This window comes from Roseibium sp. HPY-6, assembly GCF_040530035.1.
GTDB lineage: Bacteria > Pseudomonadota > Alphaproteobacteria > Rhizobiales > Stappiaceae > Roseibium.
Genome location: NZ_JBEWCD010000002.1, coordinates 88,119 through 111,162, shown reverse-complemented (window position 1 = coordinate 111,162; position 23,044 = coordinate 88,119). Strand labels below are relative to the sequence as shown.

Sequence of the window (23,044 nt, the reverse complement as noted above, 5' to 3'; positions counted from 1 at the left end):
GGTACCAATCACCCTTGGCAGCATGACCGACAGAGTGTGGTTGGTTGTCCGATACATATCTCACCTTGTGCGGCACTTCATTAGAACGCACGGTTTCATCTTCTTCTGACACGTTTTCCGCAAAAGAGAGCCTATTGCTTTCTGTAGAAGAGAAAGTTTGCGCGTCCGTCAGACCAAACGACTTTGTAGCCACGTTTCTTGAGAAGGGTGCTTACCTCAGTGGCCCTGCCATAAGCTACCTTGGAGGGGAAATTCAATTCATCAATTTCCAGAAGTATCTGTTTTGGAAAGAAGTCATTGGCAAGCATATGCCTGATGACTTCAATCTCCGCCCCTTCGATGTCCAGTTTGACAAGTTTGACCTGAGACCGATCGACACCCATTTCGTCAAGCAACGAAATCATATCGATTGCCGGCACATCAATGTAATCCGTCTCTTTGCTGTACTCGTTTTGGAAATTGCTGATCGAATGCGAGACGTTTTTCTTGTCCTTCGGCTCGTAGAACCGAACGGATGTCACTGCATTCCAAAGAGCCTTTTTCACAAGTATCAGCCTGGACGCATCGATTGCCGACAGTTCATACGCAGCAGGGTCTTGCTGTCCTGTAGAGTTGAAAGACTGGCTGCTTGGCAGACCAAACCTCTCGCTAATCTGTTCGAAGTGAACGACGGCTCGAGGTGTCGGATCAACGATGATTACCTTCGCGCCGTATCGATTTGCAAAAGCAACATCAAAAGAAGCGTCTTCGCCCAGTCCCGCAGATATGATCACGGAGCCGTTGAGGTCGTTGTCGTCAACGAAGGTCCAGCCGCCATACTCAGTTCCCAGCGAGCTGAGCGGATGATCACTGGATGAAAAGCGAAACTGCAACGAATGTTTCTGGCCGCGAAGCACCTTGATTTGATGTTTAGCTCTTTTGACCAGATCAGAGATCGGTCTTTTTTTCGTTTTTGACTTCGCAGGTTTCAACATTCGCCCCATTTCTTGCAAATCTTCACGCGTGATCTTGGCATCGCGCTGCCAACCTGTCTTTGTTTGACATTCAAATTACGAGGTGGTGTTCGCCGGACCAGCTCCTGGAATGCGCACCGTGACATGATGCAAAGCGTTTTCCAACATTCCCCTATAGTCGGCTCGCCCACGACCTTTATTGTTTTTCAGACAACAGCGAGCTTATCGGATCACGTCGGGTTGGCGACGATCAGCGCTCGCAGTGTTATTCTTGCGCACCTGCTCCGATCAGAAAATTGTTCTCAAGACTGGCCAGATATTTCTCCCGCGCCGCACGGCGACTGTCATGACTGCCCCCCGGCGACATAGCCGCTTCACAGATTGCCTCCGCAAAAATTTTGTCCGAGGAGGCCGCACGCGCGTTGCCACTGTTCAAAAGGTTCTGCATCGAGATCCCCTCTGAATGAATGACAAACTTTTCTGCTGCGACCGCATCCTGGATAATCCCTGACCCTTGCAGGCCATACACAGCCGTGTCGTATGGCAGCAAGATCGCATCGGCTGAAAGAAAACGGTTCGTAAACTCACTCGGGTCCAGGCGGTCAGAGAGTTTCAAAACACGAAGCATGCCCTCGTCGGCATTGAACTTGTCTGCGAAGGCGTAGACACCGCCGTCAGAATAGTCTTCTTCAGCGCCTTGAAGCAGTATCTCGATTGGTCTTTCCTGTGGCGCTGTTTTCAACCGGTCTTCGACACAGGACACAATGGCACCTATGCGTTCGTAGCCTTTTCCGGGCCGCGGTGCGCCAAAAAGCCCGATCCTGAAGGCGTCGGATTTTGGCCGCACCTGCTGTACCGGTGGGTTCGCGGGGTCGAAGCTGCACGGGAGATAAAAACCGCCCCTAACATCCAGCCCATATTGCGCATTCAAATAGGCAGCCATTTCCTCGGTTTCGCAGTAAAGCACAAGACTGTTGGCAGCGGACAAGGTCTTTGACAGAACCTTCAAACGCGCATTGCGACGGGAACTTTTGTGCTCACCCAATTCCGGATCGAGGAAGCGAAGAAGAAGGCGCGGTGTTTGGCCTTGGCTGTTTTCAACAAACCAGCATGCGGATTCGAGTGCCTCCAGATCTGCCGAGGGGACAATCAGCAGGTCGTCAGCGCTCATCTGCAACGCGCTGCAGGTCTCGGACAAGACATGACCGTAAGGTGACCCGGGCAAAGACCGGATCTGTCCCATAGCCAACGCCCGCAGAGTTGCATCGGCTTTCTGTCTCAGGGATCCGTGCCTCGTCCGCCAGGACAGTTTCGACAAGTACCTGGAGCGCTTTGACGTCTTCGCAGTCGCTTCGCCCAGGAACCCGTCGTAATCCTCCCCGGTGATCAAATGAAGATCAAAGCCCGGCAGCATTTTGCGCAACGCGCCGATCTGAGTGTGCTGGTGCCCGCGATTGCGGACGAGTTTCTGCTCGACGATGACCAGTTTTCGTTGAGGACTATCCTGGAATGACATGCCGCTTCAGCGTCCGGAACCAAAGGCCTGGGTATAGGTATCCGAGATGCCTTCGCGCAGCGGGCGGGCAGCGTTCCAGCCGAGCGAATTCAATAAGGTTGTATCGGCCAGCTTACGAGGCGTTCCGTCAGGTTTGCCTGCGTCGAATTTCAAAGTTCCGTCAAAGCCGACAATCTCGCAAACGAGTTCCGCAAGGGCCCTGATGCTGATTTCCTCTCCAGATCCGATATTCACCGGCTTTGCACCTGAATAGCTCTTTGCCAGATGTACGACCGCATCGGCGAGATCATCGACATGCAAAAATTCCCTCAACGGAGTGCCGCTGCCCCAAACCTCAAGTGTGTCCTGACCAGCTCCCTTCGCTTCGTGCGCTTTTCGCAAAAGAGCCGGAAGCACGTGGCTGAACTCAAGGTCGTAGTTGTCCCCGGGACCGTAGAGATTCGTGGGCTGGACTGAAATGAAATCGCTTCCATGCTGCGCACGATAGGCCTGACACAATTTCACACCTGCTATTTTCGCGATCGCATACCACTCGTTTGTTGGCTCGAGCGGTCCTGTCAGGAGACTGTCCTCGCTAATCGGCTGGGGCGCCATCTTGGGATAGATGCAGGTCGACCCCAGAAAGACGAGTTTTTTGACCGAAGTCTGATGAGCCGCATGAATGACATTGGCTTCAATCATCAGGTTGTCATAGAGAAACTCTGCCGGATGAGAGCTGTTAGCCTGTATGCCGCCGACCTTCGCAGCGGCCAGAAATACGACGTCAGGCCTGTTGGCATCCATCCATGTTTCAACGTCACCCTGCTGCTTCAAGTCAACTGTCTGCCTGTCGACCGTGAGAATGTCGCATGCTTCGCTCTGTAAACGGCGGCAGAGCGCGCTTCCGACCATGCCATTGTGACCGGCAACGAATACCCGTTTTGCCGCGAGATCGAATCCGGACCGGCCAGTCAGGTCGCTTGAGGGTGTTTCTTGCATGAAAGCCTCAGTTCAAGCGTCCGTCCGAGAGGAATTCTTGGCGTTGTCCAGCTCGGCCGGTACCGTTTCCAAATCGGATCGCACCATTTGCGCCACCATCTCCTTGAAGGAGGTTTCGGGTACCCACCCCAAGGTGTCGCGCGCTTTGCGGGCATCGCCGATCAGCAGGTCAACTTCAGTCGGCCGGAAGTAACGTGGATCGACCGAGACGATTACATTGCCCGTCTCCTTATCAACACCCTTTTCGTTCACACCTTCACCTTCCCAACGAAGGGCAATGCCCACCTCGCCAAAGGCCAACTCAACAAATTCACGAACGGAATGCTTTTCGCCCGTCGCGAGCACAAAGTCATCCGCGGTATCGTTTTGAACGATCCGCCACATGCCCTCGACATAATCCTTTGCGTGACCCCAGTCGCGCTCTGCATCCAGGTTGCCAAGGTAAAGCTGCTCCTGCAAACCCAGCTTGATCGCGGCAACCGCACGGGTGATTTTGCGCGTGACGAAGGTCTCTCCGCGGATCGGGCTTTCGTGATTGAACAAGATCCCGTTGCTGGCGTGAATTCCGTAGGCTTCACGGTAGTTCACAACAATCCAGTAAGCATAGAGCTTGGCTGCCGCATAAGGGCTACGCGGGTAAAATGGAGTCTTTTCCGTTTGCGGCACCTCCTGCACCTTGCCATAGAGCTCGGAGGTGGATGCCTGATAAAATCTCGTTTTTTCCGTCAGGTTCAAAAGACGAATTGCCTCGAGCAGACGAAGCGTTCCAAGAGCATCCGCGTTGCCTGTATACTCTGGCGTTTCGAATGAAACCTGCACGTGACTTTGGGCGGCCAGATTGTAGACTTCGTCAGGCTGAACTTCCTGCATGATGCGGATCAGGTTGGTTGAGTCCGTCATGTCCCCGTAGTGCAGGTGCAGCTTTACATTCTGCTCGTGCGGGTCCTGGTAGAAATGGTCGATCCGCGCGGTGTTGAACGACGAGGATCTGCGTTTGATCCCGTGAACCGTGTATCCCTTGCCAAGCAGCAGTTCCGCGAGATAGGCGCCGTCCTGCCCTGTGATACCGGTGATAAGTGCTGTTTTTGTCATCTGTCCCGAATGTATTGTGCGCGGATGCCCGTGATTGCCGACTGTCAATCTTTGAGGAATATCTGTGCCGTGAGCGCCGAACCAATTCTCACATTGAATTCAACGCGTAACCGGCTTGCCGACGGGTCGGTGGATCGCAGCGTTATAGTCGCTCCGACTTCAAAAAAAAAGCGGAAAACGCCAGTTTTCGGACGTATTGCGGCCGTATCGCACAAATCGGGATTACCGGTACTTTGGAAGAGTTCGTGCGCACCTGTTTGCGGAACAATCACTGGATTTCTGGTATCCCCATTGGCATAAGGCTTTAGTTGCGTTCGCCAGGTGGAGAGGCACGAGCCGGTTCCTTGCCGGCCCGAACAAAAATGAACAAAAAAATCCCGATCGACGTCACGCTTGTATCCGGCGCACGAACCGGTCTTCTGCAAAAAACGCTTGAGAGTTTCTCCGCGCGGCTTTTCCGGCATTTCACGCTGGAAACACTTTACGTGAACATCGATCCGTTCGAAGGCGGACCTGCGGAGGTCGAAGAATGCGAGCGCATCTGCAAAGACTTTTTCCCTGTGGTCGTGGCCAACAAACCGGACACGCCGCACTTTACGAGAGCTGTGAAATGGCTTTGGAGCCAGCCAAGTGCCGCATGGAGCTTTCATCTCGAAGACGACTGGGTGTTGATGCGCGATGTCACCTATGACGACTTTGCAAATGCACTAAAGCGACGTGTGACCCAGATCTCTCTCATGACCAAAGAGAAAAACTGGGGGTACCGCTCCCCGTTTCACTATGAACCGAACCGCTTCAAAATCCTCGGGCGCGATCTCGGAAAAGGTCTCAACAAGAAGAGACCGATTTTCACGACCAGCCCAAGTTTCGTCCAACGGGAATTTGCGCATCAATGCGCGTCCTTGATGCGCGACGAGCTCGACCCTGAAAAACAGCTGAACGTTCTCAATCCCGCACTCAACCAATACACCGCAAATTATCGCAACCATTTCATCGGAAAGCGCAGAGAGTACGTGGCTGCTGACATCGGTCGAGAGCACCGGGAAGAAGTGGGTTTGGAAAAGACGGTTGTCGCAGGAAACAGCGTCTGGACCGAAAAGGGCGAGTAAACCGCCCCTTACAGAGCGGTTGTGAAAACCGTGCCTTTTTGCGCCGCCGTATCGAAGTCAAAGCCGAACATCTCAAGATCGGACGCGTACCAGTCGGCTATCTCCTGGATTGTGCTTTTTGTGTAGAAATCCTTGTAGGAAGCGCCCGCGTTGCGGGAAACGTTTTTGGACTCGAGCCGGTCCGCAACGTTGAAATAACGCGAGACCTCATCGCTGAGGTTTTCCTGACGCAAAATCTCAACTGCGAGCTTCCCGGTTTCGTCAACAACATAGTCCGCTTGCGGATACCAGCCGAGCGACGCCCTGTGCCAGAAAAAGTCCTGGTTGCCGACGTCGTGTCGCGTATCCAGGAATTTTTCAAACCCCTGGATCGAGAGCTCGGTTTTCGGCAGTTTCCCGCCGCCGGTCTGAAGATAGAACTTGTACCGCGAAAAAGTCCGGGCCCAGGGATTCCTGATCACGGCAAAAGGGATGGTTCCGTTGCGCACCGATCTGTCGATATCGCGCAGCCGCGCATGCTCGTATCCGGGATGAAGTTTCCTGGAAGTCATGAAGTTCTGCAGCTCGTCGGCATACTTCCGGCTGATCAAGCGCCTGCGATGGGCGATGACGATGCGGTCCTTCAGGGCCGGCGCTTCACGAAGCGCGATCCCGCCATTTTTCGGGATGTGTACCAAAAGGTGTTTTTTAGCGGCAAGACCAAGACGCGCGGGCGCAAATTTCACGAAGTTTTTGAGCTGGTACTCGTCCATGTTTTCTTCTGGATCTTTTCGACCGCTGCCGGATGGGCGGCGTTTTATCGCCGCATGTCAATTTGGTGGTGCCTTATCCCAATCTTCCAGTCCTGTCCATTCATCGGCTCACCATCCAGGTTGAACTGAACGGGTTTCGCGGTCTGAATGACGATCTCGCGGGCTTTTCTCTGGACAATGCCGTTCTTCATGCCGTCCACGCCACTGTCCAGGAGTGTCGAAAGCAGGTCTGTAACCTTGCCGGATTTCGGAAACGGCACGATGGTCAGGTCAAGAAAGCCATCATCGAGTTTCGCGCGGGGGCAGAGACGGATCCCTCCACCGGCGCGCCGTCCATTGCCAACCGCAATCGCCAGAAATGCACCTTCCCAGCTAAACCCTTCCGCTTCGATACGGCCTTCGCAGGCGGCCAATTCTGAAAATCTGTGCAGGCCGGTAAACAGGTAGGCCGCCCCGCCGAGGACACGTTTCAGGTTCGGGTCCGTTTGCGACGTCACCTTTGTCCCGAATCCTCCCGTCGCCATATTGACAAAACAGCATCCGTTGACGTCACCAACATCCATCGGCTTGGCGCTGGCGCGCGCGATAAAACGCAGACAGCCCGGAATGTCGGCGGGGTCCAGACGTATGTGACGGGCAAAATCGTTCGCAGTTCCCAGCGGAAGAACCGCGAAGGAAAAAGGCGGTTTCGCGCCGTCGCTCAGCTCTTGAAGGACAGCATCCACGACTTCATGAATCGTTCCATCGCCACCGGCGCTGACCAGCGTGTCTATTTCGTCGGCCGCATGGTCCCGCAACGCCTCCTTTGCAAGCCGCGTCGTATCCCCGGCCTCGTAGGTCACACGAACCGAAACCGTATGACCCATCGCCCTGACCGCGCTCACCGCCGTGCGCACGTCATTCCGGGCGGCAGACTTTCCATTCAGGATCAGGCGCAGATGTTGCTTTTCGTTCCGTCGCATATGTTTGTCGCATTCAGTTGTTCTGGCAGTTTATTCCGGCAGCATCGTTTCCCGGTCAACCCGTGCCGTTCTCGCCTCTTCCGTGAGCCATTGCCGGAACGCGGCCACAACAGGCCGCATTGTCCGCCCCTCCGGGTAGACAAAGTAATAGGCGGTCTGCTGGTCGAGTGACAGATCAAACAAACGGACAAGACGGCCCGATGCCAATTCGGCCTCAATGAAAAAACGTGGGATGAGCGCTGCTCCAGCATGGTGAATTGCGGCCTCGGATATCATCACAAATTGTTCGAAACGTGCTCCCTGAAAAGCGCTGTCCGTTTCAACGCCGGCCAGATCGAACCACTGCCGCCATGCCAAAGGTCTCGTTGCCAGCTGAAGCCGGGGCACACGTGTCAGATCCTGAGGCGTTCGGATTTCATGCCTGTCCCGGAAGACGCGAGATGACACCGGGATGACCTCCTCGGCAAAAAGCCTTTCCGTGATCGCGCCGGCCCAAACCGGATCGCCGTGGTGTATCGCCCCGTCAAATGGTTGCTCATCAAAGTCGAAGGGCTGAAGGCGCACACTCAGATTCAGCCCGGCATGGGGGTACCGGCGTCCGAAGTCAGCAAGCCGCGGAGCAAGCCAGCGTGTTCCGAACGTGGGCAGCACCGCGAGGTTCAAAACGTCGGCGCTGCCTGCGTACGACATCACCTGACGGGTCGCCGCGGTCATCTGCTCCAAGGCTCCGCGAATGTCGTGAAGATAAAGGCGCCCGGCATCCGTAAGCACGATGCGTTGTCTGACACGCCGAAAGAGCTCGACGCCAAGCCGGTCTTCCAGATGTCGCACCTGTTTTGAAATTGCCCCTTGAGTGAGATGCAGCTCTTCGGCGGCCCGGGTAAAGCTCAGATGCCTTGCTGCGCATTCGAACGCAATCAGCGTATCCGCCGCAGGGATAAAGGCTCGCTTCATCACATTCCTTTACTTCATTCCAATTGGTTATGAACTTTGAACGAGGTTTCGCTTTTCCGCAAATGAAAATCCGTTCACACTCTCCAAATCAGAATGATCTCCGACCATGTCGCGAACGCATGCCGCTACCCGGAGGTTGACAGATTTGCCGCCCTTCAACAGGAGCTGTGCTATGAATGCACCCGTACAGATCAAGTCCTCCCCCTCCGGAGGCGGAACGTTTGACTGGGAAGATCCGTTCCACCTGCGCGATCAGCTGAAAGAGGACGAACAGCTTATCCAGGATACGGCGCGCGCCTTTGCACAGGAAAAACTGCTGCCGCGTATCATCGATGCCTATCGTGAAGAGACAACGGACCGGAGCATCTTCAACGAAATGGGCGCCCTTGGTCTGCTTGGCGTTACCCTTCCTGAAGAATATGGCTGCGCAGGAGCTTCCTACGTGTCTTACGGTGTGGTTGCGCGAGAGATCGAACGGGTCGATTCCGGCTACCGGTCGATGATGAGCGTGCAATCTTCTCTCGTCATGTATCCGATTTATGCATACGGCTCTGAAGAACAACGCCGGAAATACCTGCCCAAACTGGCCACTGGCGAATATGTCGGCTGTTTCGGGCTTACCGAGCCTGACGCCGGTTCGGACCCCGCTGGAATGCGGACCCGCGCAGACAAGATCGATGGCGGTTACCGGCTGACAGGCAGCAAAATGTGGATTTCAAACGCCCCGATTGCAGACGTCTTTGTCGTCTGGGCGAAGTCGGAAGCCCATGACGGTGCAATTCGGGGTTTCGTGCTCGACAAAGGCATGAAGGGTCTCACGGCACCCAAGGTCGGTGGCAAGCTGTCGTTGCGCGCTTCGATCACAGGCGAGATCGTCATGGACGGTGTGGAAGTCGGAGAAGAGGCTCTTCTGCCGAACGTCTCCGGATTGAAAGGGCCGTTCGGATGCCTAAACCGGGCGCGGTACGGGATCGCCTGGGGGTCCATGGGAGCGGCTGAAGATTGCTGGACCCGGGCACGTCAGTACGGTCTTGATCGTGTGCAGTTTGGCCGTCCTCTGGCTCAAACCCAGCTGTTTCAAAAGAAACTTGCCGACATGCAGACCGAGATTGCACTCGGCCTGCAGGCCGCGCTGCGCGTCGGGCAGCTGTTCGACGCTGGTCAGGCGTCCCCGGAAATGATCTCCATCATAAAGCGCAACAATTGCGGCAAGGCGCTGGAGATCGCACGGCAGGCACGGGATATGCACGGCGGAAACGGTATTCAGGAAGAGTACCACGTTATGCGGCATAGCCAGAACCTTGAAACCGTCAACACCTATGAGGGCACGCACGATATCCATGCGCTGATCCTCGGGCGCGCGCAGACCGGTCTCCAGGCATTCTTTTAAGGCGAGACGTCCAAAAAACGTGTGCGGGAATGGCCCGCACACCCTCTTTCCCTGGCTGATGCCGCTCAAATGGAGGTTTGCATCAGGATCGCGATGAAGTCCGGAACCTTCTCCAAAGGCAACAGTTTTGTTTGCAAGGATTGGCGCATGCCCGTCGATCGAGGGGCCGTGTCACTTCACTCGGCCACCAAAAGCGGCATCTGCCTCTGTAGGCTCTGAGGATCATCGCCGGGTGCAGCCTGCTGTGTCAGCGTCATGGGATCAACCGGAATTATTTCTTTTTGATCGAGCGACGCTTGCGTTTCCCCTTCATCGGATCGAGAGCCGCTTTCATCAGCCGGTTCGTCTCCGTCGCCTCGAGCAGGCGGTATGTCCGCCTCAGTCGTATATTCAACGTCTTCCGGCGGGGCCGGTGCACTTTCGTTCGCGGTCGCCGCGTGAGCCCGGTCCTGAGATCCGAGCCAATCGATAATTCTTGAGAAACTGTCCGCGAGAACGGATTGCAAGCGTGACACTCTCGTTCGGTCGGGTTCGAAGGGCGGAGATTCGTGACGCAAATAAGATCGCTGCGCCAGCAACAGGGTCAGGCTGTGAATGCCATGATCAGGCTTGCCGTAGCTCTGCACGATGTACCCACCGGTCGTTTGTTCATCAACACCGACCGTAAGACCTTCCAAACCACTGAACGAGCCGACGAAAAGGTTTCGCAGATCGGCATCACAGGACAAGCCACCGGCGCTTCCGATATTAAAGACCGACAGTCCCTTGTCAGTTACGCCTTTGATCTGCGAACGCATCGACTGACAGTCAAGCAAAACGATGTGCCGGTGCCTGCGCATCAGTCGGTCGATCTGCTTACGCAGCTCGTTGTGAAACGGCGTGTGAAACAGCAGGACGCGTTGTTCTATTTCAGTTGGACCAGGCTCTTCTCCATCCTGGTAGATCCGCTTGCCATCCAGTGTCGTTTCGGGGCAAAGGGCGGGCTTGTCTGCGTCTGCGCCCGGTTGCAGCGCCGGATCGACATCCGGGTCGATGACGTAACGCGAAACGGAAGATCGCAAGACGGTCAGGTCGAGATCGGCGTGAAACCCGAACACCCGCTCCAGCCGCCAAGCCAGATCTGCCTGCAGACGGCCGGTTGCGTTCAGCCGGCCAGACACCGCATTGGGCACATCGGTGCCGCTGTGCGGCAGGCACAGGATGATCGGGCTCTGTCCTTCATCAACCAATATCATGTTGCAACGCCTAACCGACGACACGGGACCTTCGTTAGAGTGAAGAATTTACTTTGCGGAAACAAGACATTTTCTTTTCAGCAATACGACATCCGCTTTCACGGTAAACGGCAGCGGATGCCGCAGCTGCCTGTGATTCCTAGGCTTATTACAGTCAACCCGTCTTTCCAAGGCGCGACGGAATCAACTGATCGGGATGCGGCACCCGGACCGGCCTTTCGTGCGCGCACAAAAGCCAGGGCCGGCGCGGGCCCGGCCCGCTCCCTTGACGCGCGCACCAATGCGGGCAATTTTCTGTGCATTGCTTCCAACCTGCGGGCGCAGTCGATCGCCCGGCCCAGTCTGAGAACCGACCGCAAAAGGAAACCGGATGTCACTTCGCCACGGCAAAGAATTCCTGATGATTCCAGGACCGACCAATGTGCCCGACGAGGTTCTAAGAGCAATGCATCGCCCGGCGGTCGATATCTATGAAGGCCCGCTGCTGGAGACGACGGATTTTTGCCTGACGAGCCTTAAGCGGCTGTTCCGGACAGAGGGCAAAACCTACATCTACACCGCCAACGGCCATGGCGCCTGGGACGCGGCTTTGTGCAACACCTTGAAACGCGGCGACAAGATCCTGGTTCTGGAGTCGGGCCGCTTTGCGCTCGGATGGGGGGAGGCTGCGGAAATTGCCGGGATTGAGGTCGAGATTCTTGAAGGATCCTGGGACAAGAGCGTCGACCCGGCACGTCTGGAAGAGCGTCTGCGCCTGGATACCGGGCATGATATTGCCGCGATCCTTGTGGTTCAGGTCGATACGGCTTCCGGGGTCTGGAATGACATCCCCGCCTTGCGCAAAGCGATCGACGCGACCGGGCACCCGGCACTCTTCATGGTCGATACCATCGCTTCTTTGGGGTGCATGCCCTTTGAAATGGATGCCTGGGGGGTCGATGTTGCCCTCACCGGATCGCAAAAGGGCCTGATGTGCCCCCCCGGTCTTTCCTTTGTCGCTGCAAGCGCCAAAGCGGACAAAGCACACGAAACCGCTACCTTAAGGACCAATTACACAGACTGGACCTTCCGGCAGGGCCCCGAGCATTACCAGAAGTACTGCGGCACACCTCCGGAACATCTGCTTTATGCCTTCCAGAAGGCGCTTGAGCTTTTGTTTGAAGAAGGACTGGAGCAAGCCTGGCAACGCCACGCACTTCTTGGCGAGGCCACCCGGCGCGCGGTATCAAAGTGGTCGCAAGAAGGCGCGGTTCATTTCAATATCAGCGAACCCCATGCACGTTCAGACAGTGTCACTGTCGTACGCCTTGACAGCACGCATGCCACCGAGCTGCGGGAATTCACAAAGACTGTCTGCGGTGTGACGATCGGCGGCACGATCGGCGACATATCCGGCAAAGGCATCCGCATTGCGCATATGGGTCACGTAAACGCGGTGATGCTGCTGGGCACTCTTGGCGCGATTGAGCTTGGCTTCGATAAACTGTCGATTCCACACGGCAAAGGCGGTGTTCAGGCGGCCATCGATTATCTCGCTGGGGCGCTGTAGCAAACGAGCCTGAGCTCCCTGGTTTTGGCCTTACTAAAAATCTGTTTCATTCGACGCAGCGAACGTGTCACGACGCTTAAACGTCGAAGGCGCTAAAGGGTTTCTTCCAGGCGGCCACAGATCGTTTTCAGCACCTGGATGCGTGCGTGTCTTTTGTTTTCCGACGAGACCAGCGTCCATGGAGCGTAGTTCGTCGACGTCCTGTCGACCATATCCCCAGCGGCAATGGCATACTGGTCCCATTTCAACCGGTTGCGCCAATCCTCGTCGGTAATCTTATGCTGCTTGTAGGCTGTATCCTCCCGGGCCTTGAAGCGGCGGAGCTGTTCCGCCTCGGAAATGGCCAGCCAGAATTTGCAGACGATGTAACCGAAGTCGGTCAATTCCTGTTCAAATTCATTGATCTCGTTGTATGCCCGCAGCCAGTCATCATGTCCCGCATAACCCTCGACACGTTCAACGAGGACCCGCTCATACCAGGACCGGTCGAAAATCGCGAAATGCCCCTTACGCGGAACGCGGCGCCAGAACCGCCAGAGGTAAGGGCGCGCCTTCTCTTCGTCCGTCGGTGCCGAAATCGGATGCACCTTGTAAATACGTGGATCAAGCGGACGAATGACACGGCGGATCGCGCCCCCCTTGCCAGCCGCGTCGTTTCCCTGAAACACAAGAACAACACCGGTCTTTGACATTGATTTGCGGTCGGACAGCTCTGAAAGCGTGTCCTGATACTTGCGCCGGAGTTTCTCGTATTCCTCTTTTTCCAGCTTCTCGGTCAGATCGATGGCGTCGACCGCCGTTTCCGGCTGCAGTCCACTCACCACGGGTGGTGCGGCGACGGATTGCGGTTCACCATCTTCCAGTTTCAAGCTCATCGACCTTGCCACTGTCTGCGCGAGCGCGGCGTCACGGTACTCAGGGTCCTGCGAGGGAATGACGAACCAGGGTGCATACCCCTTGCTTGTTTCAAGCACGATTTTCTCACCCGCCTCGCTTGCCCTCTTGTGATGCTTGAGGGCTGCCCAGTCGGCAAGAACATGGCGGGCAGCGTTTTTCTTCTCGATCTTTTTCAGCCGTTCCTCCTGCACATCCTTGGGCAGGAGGAACCAGAACTTGAGGATCAGCACGTCCTCATTGGAGAGCATTTCCTCAAACTTGCGAATTCTCACAAGCGCTTTTTCGAACGCGTCCTCGTCGATTTTCTTGTAGATCCAGTCCCGCAAGACGGACTGGTACCAGCTCCCGAATACAATCGCCGTCTCCCCCTTGGCAGGCAGATCGCGCCAGTAGCGCCAGAGGGGCGGACGAAGACGGGCCTCGTCGGTCGGCTCGCCGTAGGCGTTGCAGACCAGATGACGCGCGTCCATCCAGCCGTAAAGCCGCGCGACCGCTTCGCCTTTGCCGGCGCCGTCCAAGCCGTCGACGAGGATCAACGTGGAGTAGGGCTTTTGCTCAATGACCGGCAGCTGAGCCGCAAGCAAGGCTTCCCGCAACTCGGGCTCCATCTTCTTGAAGATCTTTTTCGTCATTTTTTGCGGCAAACGGGCGGATTCAAACATCAACAGCTCCTGAAAAGGCGTGCTGAGTGCATCTTGTCGCAGCCAGCGACAAAATTCCATGGTTGAGATCATTCAAGCACCAAAGCGATTTTTCGCTATTGGTTGCAAGGTTCAGCGCTTATATGAAACCCTAACCGAATCATCCGGGCCGGTTTTTTGCTCCCGGGCCCGGCTCAATTGATATGTTTTGTCGTATGCCGAGCCTTTTGAAACGTTGCTTTACAGTCAGACAGACAGACGTCCGTGACCGAACTTCTTGACCCCGTACTGAACTTTATTGCCGAAAACCCGGGGCTGGCCGGCCTGATTTGCTTTCTGGCCGCCATGGGCGAAGCGCTTTTCATCATTGGTCTTTTCGTTCCAACAACCGTTGTTCTTGTCGGTGCGGGAACTCTTGTCGGGTTGGGCAAGCTGGATCCGGTCCCACTTTTCATCTGGACAACGCTTGGCGCGACGGCAGGGGACGCAATTTCCTATTGGATCGGCTACCGGTTCAAAGACAGGATCAAAAGCATGTGGCCGCTCAACAAGTACAGCCACATGATTGAAAGCGGTGAGAAATTCTTCCAGCGCCATGGTGGAAAGAGCGTGTTCTTCGGACGGTTCGTTCCGGGCGTAAAGTCCGTCGTGCCCGGGATTGCGGGCATGGCGGGCATGAACTTCACGCGTTTTTCCGTCGTCAATGTCACGTCGGCCTTTGCGTGGACGATCGCCCATATGGGCCCTGGTATCATCGCAGGCTCCGCCCTCAGCGCCATCGGTCAGATCAGCGGCCGGCTTGCCTTTGTTCTCGGCGCCCTTTTGCTCATCATTTTCCTGATCGTGATGCTTGGCCGCTGGCTAATCCTGATCATTCTGCCGCTCTTTCCAAATGCTCATGCCGCGATCATTTCCTGGGTCGCCAAACACCCTGACAGGGTTTCGCAATGGATCGCACGCAATTTCGATCCGACGCATCCGCGCTCTGCCGGCATGCTCGCCTCGGCATTGCTGCTGTTGATCACCATGCCGGCCTTCTTCTGGGTTGTCGGGCAGGTGGCCCCAGGCGAACCGATGGTGCGCGCCGATCTGTCGATCCTGAACTTTTTTGACAGCCTGCGAACACCAGTCGGCGACAAGATCATGGTGTTCTTCACAACGCTCGGCGACGGGGTTGTGGTGACGGCGGTGACGCTGGCAGTCGCAGCCTATCTTTTTCTTAGGAAGGCCTGGCGCCGGGCCATCGGGTTCGTCATCGCCATGGCCGGAACGGCCATGTTCGTTCCCCTTTTCAAACTCCTCCTGCACCGTTCGCGCCCGATAGAACTCTACGCCGGAGCAGACGCCTACAGTTTTCCAAGTGGCCACGCCACACTGACCGCTGTCTTGTTCGGCATCTGCGCTGTTCTGATCGCCCATGACCTGAACCGCTGGCTTAAGGCCACAGTCTTCACCGTTATCGCGACGCTGGTGATCACAATCGGGTTTTCCAGGGTCTATCTGGGCGCCCACTGGATGTCGGATGTCCTTGCCGGTCTCTTGTTCGGAACGGCCATGGTTTCCGCCTTCGCCTTTGTTTTCGGTCCGATCCACAACGAAAAGATCGGACGGGCGACCCTTGCCGGTCTTGTCTTTTCTACATTGGTCATTTTCGGTGGATGGCACATTCACGCAACCTTCGACCAGGCACTTGTGACATATCAACCGCGTAGCGATACGGAAGTTCTGACTGCGTCAGGCTGGCGGGACGGAGGCTGGCTTTCGCTGCCTGCCAGGCGGATCGAATTGAATGGCGATCGGGAAGAGCCCCTTGTTATCCAGTATGCCGGTTCGCTCTCAGCTTTCGCGGCAAGCGCGGAAAAAGACGGATGGCTGCGCCCCCCGAAATGGTCTCTCACAACCGCAGGCGGTTTCGTGGAAGGCAAGACGCCTCCCGATTCCCTGCCAATCCTGCCGCGCAGCCAGAACGGCAGGCAACCGGACCTTGTCCTGATCCACAAGGATTGGGACGGCGATCAAGCTGGCCGTTGGGTTCTGCGGCTGTGGCCGAGCCGATATCAGATTCTTGAGGGTGGCAACCTGCAGCCGCTTTATCTTGGCAGCGTGGTTCACGAGGATATTCTGCGCCCCATGGGCGAGTTTTCGGGCCCCAGAACGGATCGCTACACACCACCCGTTTCCGAGAATCCGGCCCTGTTGATACCAGGAGCCCTGCAGAAGAAACGTCCTGACGGAACCGGAGTCGTCCTGAGCTTCGGCACGGAAGGTTCTGCCTCTACAGGCGAATCCGCGACAGGTGCCACCGGTCAGTAACCGGGACTTGAATCTTCGGCCTTCAGCGCGTTGTAACCGCCCATCTTCCCTAAACCGGTTTTCGGCACGGCCCGGATGAAGCCTTCCGCCAAGTGCGAAAATCGGCTTGCTACTTTTTCATTATATTCATATATTCGAAAATAATCTAAATATGGAGCCATGATGACTGACTTCACACCTCTTCAAAGCCTTACGGGCGGTTTGCTGATCGGACTGGCAGCGGTTGCCCTGATGATGTTGCACGGGCGTATCGCCGGGATCAGCGGTATTGTGAACGGGTTGCTAAGCCTGCAGTTCAATCAGGACTGGACCTGGCGTGCGGCATTTGTCGCAGGAATGATCCTCAGCCCTTTGGTTCTGCTGGTTGTGACCGGTGGGGTGCCGGAAATCGAGATACCGGTGTCGACGCCACTTCTTGCCGCCGGCGGCTTTCTCATCGGTATCGGCGTGACGCTTGGGTCCGGCTGCACGAGCGGTCATGGTGTCTGCGGAATGTCACGCCTGTCAGGACGCTCGATCACGGCAACACTCACTTTCATGACCACCGCTTTGATCACCGTGTTTGTGATCAGGCATGCTTTTGGAGGCTGACATGGCTCGCATATTCTCAGCCTTTGTCATCGGCCTCGTCTTCGGCACGGGGATCCTGGTGTCCGGAATGGGAAATCCGGCAAAAGTCCTGAACTTCTTCGATGTCGCGGGAACATGGGACCCAAGTCTCGCCTTCGTCATGGGAGGGGCCCTTCTTGTCACGGCGATCGGCTATCGCCTGGTCCTCAAAAGGTCCGAACCCGTTCTTGAACGATCCTTTGCGCTGCCCGCCAGGCGTGACCTCGATCTGAAACTTATCGGAGGTTCCGCGGTATTCGGTATCGGCTGGGGTATGGCCGGATTTTGCCCGGGTGGCCTCGTGCCTGTTCTTGGCCTCGGACTGGCCGAACCCGCTCTAGCGGCAGTTTTCATCCTGGCCGGCATGCTAGCTGCCAGATGGGCAACCCGCACAGTCCTTAGCAAACAACCGGCCAGCGCCTGATCACTTCGGCGACTGGCTTACCCCATGGAGGAAAGATGATGATCCGTTCGAATTACCCGGTCGACATGGCTGTTGTCCCCGAGGTGAAGGCGTTCTTCGATCCGGCAACGAATACCATCAGCTATGTGGTCAAGGACCCGGCGTCGAATGCCTGCGCGGTCGTCGACAGCGTCATGGATATCGACTATGCCGCCGGGCGGATCACCTATGACAATGCGGATGAAATCATCGCCTATATCCAGGACAACGGCCTGGAGCTGGAATGGCTGATCGAAACTCATGTCCATGCCGACCACCTGTCCGGTGCGCCCTATATCCAGCAAAAGCTCGGCGGCAAGCTGGGCATCGGCGACAAGATCACCGTGGTGCAGGAAACCTTCGGCAAGGTGTTCAACGAGGGCACGGAGTTCCAGCGCGACGGCAGCCAGTTCGACCGCCTGTTCCAGGACGGCGATACCTACACGATCGGCGGGATGACGGCCTTTGCCATGTCGACCCCGGGGCACACACCGGCCTGCATGGTGCATGTGATGGGGAATGCCGCCTTTGCGGGCGATACGCTGTTCATGCCGGACGGGGGCTCTGCGCGGGCGGACTTTCCGGGCGGTGATGCGGCCATGCTCTACGATTCAATCCAGAAGGTCCTGGCGCTGCCGGACGAGATGCGGCTTTACATGTGCCACGACTATGGCCCGAACGGGCGCGACATCCAGTGGGAGACCACGGTCGGGGACGAGAAAGAGCACAACATCCATGTCGGCGGGGGCAAGTCGAAGGAGGACTTCGTCAAGTTCCGCACGGAACGCGATGCGCAGTTGGCCATGCCGAAGCTGATCATCCCGTCCCTTCAGGTCAACATGCGAGCGGGCAAACTGCCACCGGCCGACGACAGCGGAAAAACCTTCCTGAAGGTCCCGGTGAACGGGATCTAGAGACTTTCGCAAACCCAGGGAGGACACAATGCCAACAAACAAGATCGATGAGCAGCTTTCCGTTGCGCCTCAAATAAAACCGGAAGATATTGCTGACATTGCGCAGTCAGGTTTCCGGTCCGTTATCTGTAACCGGCCGGATGGCGAAGGCGCAGACCAGCCGACCTTCGAAGAGATCGAGACTGCTGCGAGCAAATGCGGTATCGAAACGCATTATCTTCCCATCGTTGCCGGGAAGGTCCGGGACGAAGATGCGGCAGAGTTCGGCGATCTTTTAAAAAGATTGCCAAAACCGGTGTTTGCCTATTGCCGGACAGGAACACGATCGGCAACGCTCTGGTCACTGTCACAGGCCGGGTCGCTTTCCGTTGCCGATATCCTGGCGCGGACGAAGACTGCCGGATACGACATGGCGGGAGTAGTCCGCCGTATCGTGAATGGCGGACGCACGCCAACGGAAACCGCCGAAGACGCGCGCTTCGACGTTGTCATAGTCGGAGGCGGTGCCGCCGGCATATCCGTTGCGTCCAGTCTCCTTTCCCGGAAACCGGATCTCGAGATCTCCGTCATCGATCCAGCCGACGTCCACTACTACCAGCCCGGCTGGACCATGGTCGGAGGCGGCGTTTTCGATGCTGCTCATACCGCCAAGACCATGGGGTCGCTCATTCCCAAAGGCGTTCACTGGATCAAGTCGGCGGTCGCGGCGTTTGAACCGAAAGACAACGCGGTTGTTCTGGACGGATGCAGGGTCGTGAAATATGGCCGTCTTGTCGTGTGTCCCGGTCTGAAACTTGATTGGCATGGCGTTGAAGGGCTTGTCGACACGCTTGGCAAAAACGGCGTGACGTCGAACTATCGGTATGACCTAGCACCCTACACCTGGCAACTGGTTCGGGAGACACAAACAGGCCGCGCGGTCTTCACACAACCGCCAATGCCGATCAAATGCGCCGGTGCGCCTCAAAAGGCCATGTACCTGTCAGCCGATCATTGGCAAAAAACGGCAAGGCTCGGCAATATGGACATTCAGTTCATGAACGCAGGCGGCGCCCTGTTCGGAGTGAAGGACTACGTTCCCGCCCTCATGGACTATGTAAAACGCTACGGCATCGCGTTGAATTTCTTTCACAACCTGGTTTCGATCGACGGGCCTGCAAAGCGCGCGACCTTCGAGGTGCGCGAAGCGGACAAGGAAGCGCGCCAGGTCGATATCGAATTCGACATGATCCACGTGACACCGCCGCAGTGCGCGCCGGATTTCATCCGGGTATCGCCGCTGGCTGACGCAGCGGGGTGGGTTGATGTCGACCAGTCGACGCTTCGCCACAAGACTTATGAGAACGTTTGGTCCCTCGGCGACGTCATGAACGCTCCCAACGCAAAAACGGCGGCAGCAGCGCGCAAGCAGGCTCCAGTCGTCGCCGAAAATCTGATTTCGGATATCAACGGCCACAGTGCCACGGCTCAGTATGACGGATATGGATCCTGTCCGCTCACGGTCGAGCGCGGCAAGATCGTCCTGGCCGAATTCGGCTACGGCGGCACGCTGTTGCCGAGCTTTCCGCGTTGGCTGGTGGACGGGACCAGACCAACGCGGACGGCATGGCTCTTAAAGGAACGGATCCTGCCACCTGTTTATTGGCGTGCGATGCTGCGCGGCAAAGAGTGGATGGCGAAGCCGGAAAAAGTGTCAGCTGCTTAACAATGCTTTTGAGCAAGTTAGTGGGTGTCAAGCAAATCGAGCCGGGTAACCGGCTCGTTTCACGTCGGTGCCAGAAAGTTTGCAAATGAAATTCATACAGCGCTACCTGCCCATTCTTGACTGGGGCCGCACGTATGACAGGGCCACGGCGACGGGCGATCTCGTAGCGGCGGTCATTGTGACCATCATGCTGATACCGCAATCGCTTGCCTACGCCTTGCTTGCAGGGTTACCTGCTGAAGTCGGCCTATATGCGTCCATCCTGCCGCTGGTTGCCTATACGCTCTTTGGCACGAGCCGCGCCCTTGCCGTTGGACCGGTTGCGGTCGTTTCCCTGATGACCGCCTCGGCAGTGGGTGAACTCGCAGCGCAGGGCACACCGGAGTATTTAGGTGCCGCGATCGTTCTGGCGTTACTATCCGGCATCATTCTGCTGGTCATGGGCTTTTTGCGTCTCGGATTTCTGGCCAACCTGCTCAGTCATCCGGTGATTTCAGGTTTCATCACCGCGTCCGGATTGCTGATTGCCACCAGTCAGTTGAAGCATATCCTCGGCATACCGGCCAGTGGCCACACGCTTATTGAGATCCTGCAGTCGATATTGCAGCATGCGCATGAAATCAACTGGCTCACGTTTGCGATCGGGGCAGGCGCGACAGCTTTTCTGTTCTGGGCGCGAAAAGGTCTCAAGAAGCGTCTGTTGCGCCTCGGTTCGGGTGTATTTCTTGCCGATATTCTTGCAAAAGCCGGGCCCGTCGCAGCCGTGGCTGTCACGACGCTCGGCGCAGCCTTCTTTGGCCTGGCGGACAAGGGCGTGCGTCTTGTCGGTGACATCCCGCAGGGCCTACCAACTCCGCAGCTTCCCGGCTTTGACAGCAAACTGTGGCTTGCTCTGGCAGGGCCGGCATTACTGATTTCGGTCATTGGCTTCGTGGAATCTGTTTCGATCGCGCAGACACTTGCAGCTAAAAGGCGCCAACGGATAGACCCGGATCAGGAGCTTATCGGTCTTGGCGCATCAAACATCGCCTCCGCTGTCTCGGGCGGTTATCCCGTTACCGGAGGATTTGCGCGCTCGGTCGTCAATTTCGATGCCGGAGCCGCAACACCGGCCGCAGGAGCCTTTACCGCTGTCGGCATTGCACTGGCAGCACTCTTCCTGACCCCTCTTCTGTCCAATCTTCCGCAGGCAACGCTTGCCGCAACCATTATTGTCGCGGTCTTATCTCTCGTCGATTTTGCGGCCATCAAGCGCACATTTATCTATTCAAAAGCCGACTTTTCGGCGATGGCCGTCACAATTCTGGTAACACTTTTCGTCGGGGTCGAAACCGGTGTCGTCACGGGCGTTGCGCTATCGCTGGCGCTTCATCTTTACCGCAGCAGCAGACCCCATATGGCCGTCGTGGGCGTTATTCCGGGCACAGAACATTTCCGCAATGTCGACCGGCACAAGGTGGTGACGGGCGACAGTGTGCTAACGCTCAGGGTCGATGAGAGCCTGTTCTTTGCCAATGCCAGATTTCTGGAAGACAGAGTCTACCAGCTTGTGGCGGAAAGGCCTGAACTCAAACACATTGTGCTCATGTGCCCGGCGGTCAACGCGATTGACGCAAGCGCCCTTGAAAGCCTGGAAGCCATCAATCACCGGCTTTCGGAAGCAGGCGTTCAGTTCCACCTCTCAGAAGTCAAAGGGCCGGTCATGGACCGCCTGAAGCGCTCTGATTTCCTGCAAGAGCTTTCAGGCCAGGTGTTCCTGAGTCAGTACGACGCACTTTCAACGCTTGATCCGCTGACATCCCATATCGCGAATGGAGACGGCAAAAAAGATCCGGCTAAAACACCCGCCTGGACCGGACCTGTGATTTAAGATTTCTCCGCGAAAAACCTATTGCCCGTCTTCCGCCTTCAGGACCGGTGTGATCATTTCACAAAAGCGAAAATGAACCGGGGGCCGCTCGCCCTCCTGGACCAACAGACCACGGGTTCCGCGTGGCTGCACCGTCACGAGTTCGATCGATTCAGCGCCATTGTCCAACACGCAATTGATGGCCGCGCGCTGCGTGTCCTGCCGCCCGAGTTCGGCCCCGTAGACCTGGCAGATACGGTCGGGCATTTCCCAAAGTCCGCGATAGATGGCCAATGTGCTTCCCGGTTCGCTTTGGTCGATGCGCGAAGCCGGGCAGTCGTTCAAATCCCGCACCCAGATTCCTTGTGCGAAATCGGCAAAACGCAAATCCAGTGCCCGCCCTTTCAAAAGCGGTGCAGATTTCGGCACCTGTACTTTCAGATCACCCTTGGTGGCATTAGCGGCATTGACCGGCAGGAAGACAATTGCGGTCACCACAATTGCCCGCCGAAGAAAATCGAAACGCATAACCCCTCCTGGTTTCCTAGCCTTCACCATAGCCGCGCTGCACAAATCTAGAAACCGGCAATTTATCCCGCCTAGGAAACCGGGTTGATCAGAGCTCTTGCATTATGCGAACAAAAATGGAACAAAATAGGTATGATGGAAAATTCGCAGCACGCAAAAGGACGCATTCGATTAGATGATCCGCTGGTCGACGGACGGCAGTCGGAAACTGCGTTGAAGGTCTGGCGGGGAACCGCAAGGCTCATGCGTCAGCTGGATTTTTCGTGTCTCGCCGAGGTTACGCTTGCCTCGTCTCGCCGGGCTGATCTGCTCGCGCTCGGACCAAAGCACGAGCTCTGGATCGTTGAAGTCAAATCATCGATTGCGGACTTTCGCGCCGATACGAAGTGGCCCGAGTACAGGCAGCATTGCGACCGGCTTTTCTTTGCAACCCACCCGGATGTCCCGATGGATATTTTTCCGAAAGAAGCAGGTCTTATTGTTTCAGACGGATTTGGTGCAGAAATCCTGCGTCAAGCGCCGGAACACAAATTGGCGGCCGCGACGCGAAAGTCTGTAACCCACCGGTTCGCGCGTCATGCCGCCAACCGCTTGCAAGACATTTCCGATCCGGATGGACGGCGGTTCCCGGAGGGGATTTGATCACGGAACGCTGG

Annotated in this window: 20 protein-coding genes; 10 read left to right on the top strand and 10 right to left on the bottom strand. The window is 56.5% G+C overall.

Annotated features, from left to right (window positions below):
- Positions 1-131: 131 nt before the first annotated feature.
- From ABVF61_RS11990 to gmd, 4 genes are all read right to left on the bottom strand, one after another.
- Positions 132-983 (bottom strand): FkbM family methyltransferase, encoded by an 852-nt coding sequence (locus ABVF61_RS11990; protein ID WP_353996407.1) that lies wholly within the window; start codon positions 981-983, stop codon positions 132-134.
- A gap of 235 nt (positions 984-1,218) precedes the next feature.
- Positions 1,219-2,469: a hypothetical protein gene (locus ABVF61_RS11985; RefSeq protein ID WP_353993790.1), complete on the bottom strand. Its 1,251-nt coding sequence runs from the start codon at positions 2,467-2,469 to the stop codon at positions 1,219-1,221.
- A 6-nt stretch (positions 2,470-2,475) separates the two neighbouring features.
- Positions 2,476-3,447, bottom strand: coding sequence for a GDP-L-fucose synthase family protein (locus ABVF61_RS11980; protein ID WP_353993789.1), 972 nt, complete (start codon positions 3,445-3,447; stop codon positions 2,476-2,478).
- Between the two features lie 12 nt (positions 3,448-3,459).
- On the bottom strand, positions 3,460-4,539 hold the full coding sequence (gmd, locus tag ABVF61_RS11975) for a GDP-mannose 4,6-dehydratase (protein WP_353993788.1): 1,080 nt from the start codon (positions 4,537-4,539) through the stop codon (positions 3,460-3,462).
- Between the two features lie 362 nt (positions 4,540-4,901).
- Here gmd and ABVF61_RS11970 point away from each other — a divergent pair, with 362 nt between their 5' ends.
- Positions 4,902-5,648 carry a hypothetical protein gene (locus ABVF61_RS11970; RefSeq protein ID WP_353993787.1) on the top strand — a complete coding sequence of 249 codons (747 nt, stop codon included), beginning with the start codon at positions 4,902-4,904 and terminating at the stop codon, positions 5,646-5,648.
- 8 nt (positions 5,649-5,656) lie between these two features.
- Here ABVF61_RS11970 and ABVF61_RS11965 read toward each other — a convergent pair whose 3' ends face one another.
- The 3 genes from ABVF61_RS11965 to ABVF61_RS11955 are packed head-to-tail and all read right to left on the bottom strand — an operon-like array spanning position 5,657 to position 8,316.
- Entirely contained in the window at positions 5,657-6,400 is a 744-nt protein-coding gene (locus ABVF61_RS11965) for a sulfotransferase family protein (protein ID WP_353993786.1), read from the bottom strand.
- 44 nt (positions 6,401-6,444) lie between these two features.
- Positions 6,445-7,362, bottom strand: coding sequence for a lipid kinase YegS (yegS, locus tag ABVF61_RS11960; protein ID WP_353993785.1), 918 nt, complete (start codon positions 7,360-7,362; stop codon positions 6,445-6,447).
- 30 nt (positions 7,363-7,392) lie between these two features.
- Positions 7,393-8,316 (bottom strand): LysR substrate-binding domain-containing protein, encoded by a 924-nt coding sequence (locus ABVF61_RS11955; protein WP_353993784.1) that lies wholly within the window; start codon positions 8,314-8,316, stop codon positions 7,393-7,395.
- Between the two features lie 172 nt (positions 8,317-8,488).
- Between ABVF61_RS11955 and ABVF61_RS11950 the strand changes: the two genes are divergently transcribed.
- Positions 8,489-9,706 (top strand): acyl-CoA dehydrogenase, encoded by a 1,218-nt coding sequence (locus tag ABVF61_RS11950; protein WP_353993783.1) that lies wholly within the window; start codon positions 8,489-8,491, stop codon positions 9,704-9,706.
- Positions 9,707-9,882: 176 nt separating this feature from the next.
- Here the strand turns inward: ABVF61_RS11950 and ABVF61_RS11945 are convergent, their stop codons facing one another.
- A complete protein-coding gene (locus tag ABVF61_RS11945; protein ID WP_353993782.1) occupies positions 9,883-10,941 on the bottom strand; it encodes an N-formylglutamate amidohydrolase in 1,059 nt (352 codons plus the stop codon).
- Positions 10,942-11,311: 370 nt separating this feature from the next.
- Between ABVF61_RS11945 and ABVF61_RS11940 the strand changes: the two genes are divergently transcribed.
- Positions 11,312-12,490, top strand: a complete 1,179-nt coding sequence (locus ABVF61_RS11940) for a pyridoxal-phosphate-dependent aminotransferase family protein (RefSeq protein ID WP_353993781.1) — start codon at positions 11,312-11,314, stop codon at positions 12,488-12,490.
- Positions 12,491-12,582: 92 nt separating this feature from the next.
- Here ABVF61_RS11940 and pap read toward each other — a convergent pair whose 3' ends face one another.
- Complete coding sequence (gene pap, locus ABVF61_RS11935; protein ID WP_353993780.1) at positions 12,583-14,049, bottom strand: polyphosphate:AMP phosphotransferase; 1,467 nt, start codon at positions 14,047-14,049, stop codon at positions 12,583-12,585.
- A 243-nt stretch (positions 14,050-14,292) separates the two neighbouring features.
- Between pap and ABVF61_RS11930 the strand changes: the two genes are divergently transcribed.
- From ABVF61_RS11930 to ABVF61_RS11905, 6 genes are all read left to right on the top strand, one after another.
- Positions 14,293-16,341, top strand: coding sequence for a bifunctional DedA family/phosphatase PAP2 family protein (locus tag ABVF61_RS11930; protein WP_353993779.1), 2,049 nt, complete (start codon positions 14,293-14,295; stop codon positions 16,339-16,341).
- 162 nt (positions 16,342-16,503) lie between these two features.
- Positions 16,504-16,932: a YeeE/YedE family protein gene (locus ABVF61_RS11925; RefSeq protein WP_502949954.1), complete on the top strand. Its 429-nt coding sequence runs from the start codon at positions 16,504-16,506 to the stop codon at positions 16,930-16,932.
- A gap of 1 nt (position 16,933) precedes the next feature.
- Positions 16,934-17,374 (top strand): DUF6691 family protein, encoded by a 441-nt coding sequence (locus ABVF61_RS11920; protein ID WP_353993777.1) that lies wholly within the window; start codon positions 16,934-16,936, stop codon positions 17,372-17,374.
- A 38-nt stretch (positions 17,375-17,412) separates the two neighbouring features.
- Positions 17,413-18,306, top strand: coding sequence for an MBL fold metallo-hydrolase (locus tag ABVF61_RS11915; protein WP_353996406.1), 894 nt, complete (start codon positions 17,413-17,415; stop codon positions 18,304-18,306).
- A gap of 28 nt (positions 18,307-18,334) precedes the next feature.
- The gene (locus tag ABVF61_RS11910; RefSeq protein ID WP_353993776.1) at positions 18,335-20,011 is read left to right on the top strand and encodes a bifunctional protein tyrosine phosphatase family protein/NAD(P)/FAD-dependent oxidoreductase; all 1,677 of its coding nucleotides are present in this window, start codon (positions 18,335-18,337) and stop codon (positions 20,009-20,011) included.
- Positions 20,012-20,096: 85 nt separating this feature from the next.
- Positions 20,097-21,881 carry a SulP family inorganic anion transporter gene (locus ABVF61_RS11905; protein WP_353993775.1) on the top strand — a complete coding sequence of 595 codons (1,785 nt, stop codon included), beginning with the start codon at positions 20,097-20,099 and terminating at the stop codon, positions 21,879-21,881.
- 18 nt (positions 21,882-21,899) lie between these two features.
- Here ABVF61_RS11905 and ABVF61_RS11900 read toward each other — a convergent pair whose 3' ends face one another.
- Complete coding sequence (locus tag ABVF61_RS11900; protein WP_353993774.1) at positions 21,900-22,388, bottom strand: hypothetical protein; 489 nt, start codon at positions 22,386-22,388, stop codon at positions 21,900-21,902.
- A gap of 132 nt (positions 22,389-22,520) precedes the next feature.
- Here ABVF61_RS11900 and ABVF61_RS11895 point away from each other — a divergent pair, with 132 nt between their 5' ends.
- Complete coding sequence (locus ABVF61_RS11895) at positions 22,521-23,030, top strand: MmcB family DNA repair protein (protein ID WP_353993773.1); 510 nt, start codon at positions 22,521-22,523, stop codon at positions 23,028-23,030.
- The last annotated feature ends 14 nt before the right edge of the window (positions 23,031-23,044 follow it).